Below are 2,571 nucleotides of genomic sequence, written 5' to 3'. Positions count from 1 at the left end.
ACGCTGAAGAGCGGCAAGCATACCGGCGAGAAGATCGGCGCGTTCGAAGGCAACGGCGGCAGCTATTCTGGCAAGATCACCGATCCCGACGCGAAGAAGACCTACAACGGCACCATCAGCGTCTCCGGCGACACGGTCACCCTCAAGGGCTGTGTGATGAAGGTCGTCTGCGAGTCGCAGAAATGGTCACGCCAATAGTCCGCGGGAACAAACGGATCCGGTAACATACGGGGTTTTTCCAGCGTGATTGGCCAGCCTTGCGCCGGGAATCAGTTCCGGCAATCGCCGGAGCCATGGGAAATCGGGGACTGCTGCATGATTGAAATGAAAAGCATCTATTGCGGGATGGCTCTGGCCCTGGCGGCGACACCTGCGGCCGCCGCAGACACGTCGGAACCTCGACCGGTCGTCGTCGACAGCGGATGGAAATTCCAGGTCACGTTCGACGGCTGGCTGGCAGGCTTGAATGGCGACATCGGCGTGCGCGGCCTCCCGGCGGCGGCGGTCGACGTCTCGCCTCTGGACGTGCTCGAGGATTTGGACGGCGTTTTCGCGGGATCCTTTCAAGCAGCAGGCGATAGCTGGCTTCTTTATACGGATGTCATGTGGGCCAAGATTTCGACCGACGCCGACGTCGGCCCCTTCGGCGGAACCGCCGACTTCGAGCAGACGCAGATCGTGGCGACGGCGCTTGTCGGCTACGAGCTGCCGGTCAACGTGGCGAACATGCAGCTCTACGCGACGGGTGGACTTCGCTACCAGCACAACAAGGTGGAACTCGGGATCGATCCCGTGTTCTTCCCGGCGATCGACCGCAGCGGTTCGCAAAGCTGGACCGATCCGATGGTCGGGCTCACCATGCATTATGACGTCAATAACAAATGGTTCGTGGACGTCATGGCCGACGTCGGCGCCTTCGGCGTCGCACCCGACATCACTCTGCAGGGAACGGCAACTGTCGGCGCTACAACTGGACGGACACGCTCGCTTCGTCTTTCGGCTACAAGGCCTTCTACACCGACTATGAGGAAGGTGGCTTCCGCTATGACGCCACCCAGCACGGCATCTTCACGCGACTGGCGGTGAAATTCTAGCCGGCGTCCGGCCACCGCTCGTTGTCTCCCATAAATTGACTTAGTGGAGGGACCACATGACGATTTCATCGATGAAAAACCTCTTTGGAGCGGCTTCGGCGCTGGTCCTTCTTGCCGGGGTCGCGCACGGGCAGACAGCACCGAAGATGGAGATGGCGACGCCGATACCGAGTTCGATCGTCACGCCGGAGAGCGTCGACACCAGGATTGGCAAGCTGAATTTCTTCGACGGCTTTCCGGACGACGCCACTTCGGAGAAGATCTACGACAATCTCGATTTCATGCGTGGTGTCGACGCCTTTCTCAACGCCATGCCCGGCGCATCCGTCGAAGCTATGCGGGTTGGACTGGCCAGCCAGGGCGCGGACAACAACCAGACCATCCTGATCTTCGAGAATCTCATGGATTCGCATTCGCTGTTCCTGACCGGCAACACCGAAAGCATCTACAATCTCATGTGGCTCGACACCAAGGCGGGTCCGCTGGTCATCGAGACGCCGCCCAATATCCTGGGAATGATCGACAACCACTGGTTCGAATATGTCGGCGACGTCGGCAATGCCGGTCCGGACAAGGGCAAGGGTGGAAAATACCTGCTCTTGCCGCCGGGCCACGAGGGCGAGATCCCCGAAGGTTATCACGTGTTGCGGACGTCGACCTATGGAAACCTGTTCTTCTGGCGCGGCTTCCTCGAGAACGGCAGCACGACGACCGCCGTCGAAAACACCAGGAAATTCGCCAAGGTCTATCCGCTTTCGGAAGCCGACAATCCGCCGCCGATGAAGCTAATCAACGTCTCAGGCAGGGAGTTCAACACCATCCATGCCAACAATTTCCATTTCTACGAGGAAGTGAACGACATCGTCCAGTACGAGCCGAACGACGCCTATCACCCTGAAGTGCTGGGACAGCTCGCAGCCATCGGAATCGTCAAGGGCAAAGCCTTCGCGCCCGACGAGCGGATGAAGAAGATCCTTACCGAAGCCGTGGCCGTCGGCAATGCGACGGCGCGCACCATCACCTTCAAGACCCGCATGAAGGACGCCTATTATTACCCGAACAGCGCCTGGTTCACCGGCTTTGTCGGCGGGAGCTACGAGTTTCTGCTGCAGCCCGGCGTTCGCTATCTGGAGGCCCGTGTCCTGTTTCATTACTACGCAACGGGCATCACGCCGGCCATGGCGATAAAGCGCGTCGGCATCGGCTCGCAATATGCCGGCGCAACGACCGACAAGGACGGCAAGCCGTTCGACGGCGGCAAGACCTATAAGATTCACCTGCCGCCAAACATTCCTGCAAAGGAATTCTGGTCGTTCGTGGCGTATGACAACCAGACGCGTTCGATGCTGCAGACGGACCGGCAATTCCCCAGCATCGGAAGCGACAAGAAGGACATCGTGATCAACGCGGACTCGTCGGTCGACGTCTGGTTCGGTCCGACGGCGCCGAAAGGCCATGAGGCCAACTGGGTCCAGAC

General features: G+C 59.7%; 3 protein-coding genes. All 3 read left to right on the top strand.

The genetic code is table 11. From position 1 onward, the window contains the following. The coding region (locus C9413_RS30870) for a DUF2147 domain-containing protein (RefSeq protein ID WP_170251390.1) at window positions 1-198 on the top strand (198 nt) is incomplete at its 5' end. Between the two features lie 117 nt (window positions 199-315). After that, window positions 316-1,086, top strand: a complete 771-nt coding sequence (locus C9413_RS30865; protein ID WP_223843941.1) for a hypothetical protein — start codon at window positions 316-318, stop codon at window positions 1,084-1,086. Between the two features lie 64 nt (window positions 1,087-1,150). Further along, window positions 1,151-2,571: DUF1254 domain-containing protein (locus C9413_RS30860; RefSeq protein ID WP_170251389.1), on the top strand; the 1,421-nt coding region annotated here is incomplete at its 3' end.

This window comes from Rhizobium sp. SEMIA 4085, assembly GCF_013004495.1.
Taxonomy (GTDB): Bacteria; Pseudomonadota; Alphaproteobacteria; order Rhizobiales; family Rhizobiaceae; genus Rhizobium; species Rhizobium gallicum.
Note: the sequence above shows the minus strand (reverse complement) of the source record. Positions and strands in the feature narration are given on the sequence as shown.

Coding starts and splice junctions, on each gene's coding strand:
- C9413_RS30865 (WP_223843941.1), top strand. CDS start 316: ATGATTGAAATGAAAAGCATCTATTGCGGGATGGCTCTGGCCCTGGCG.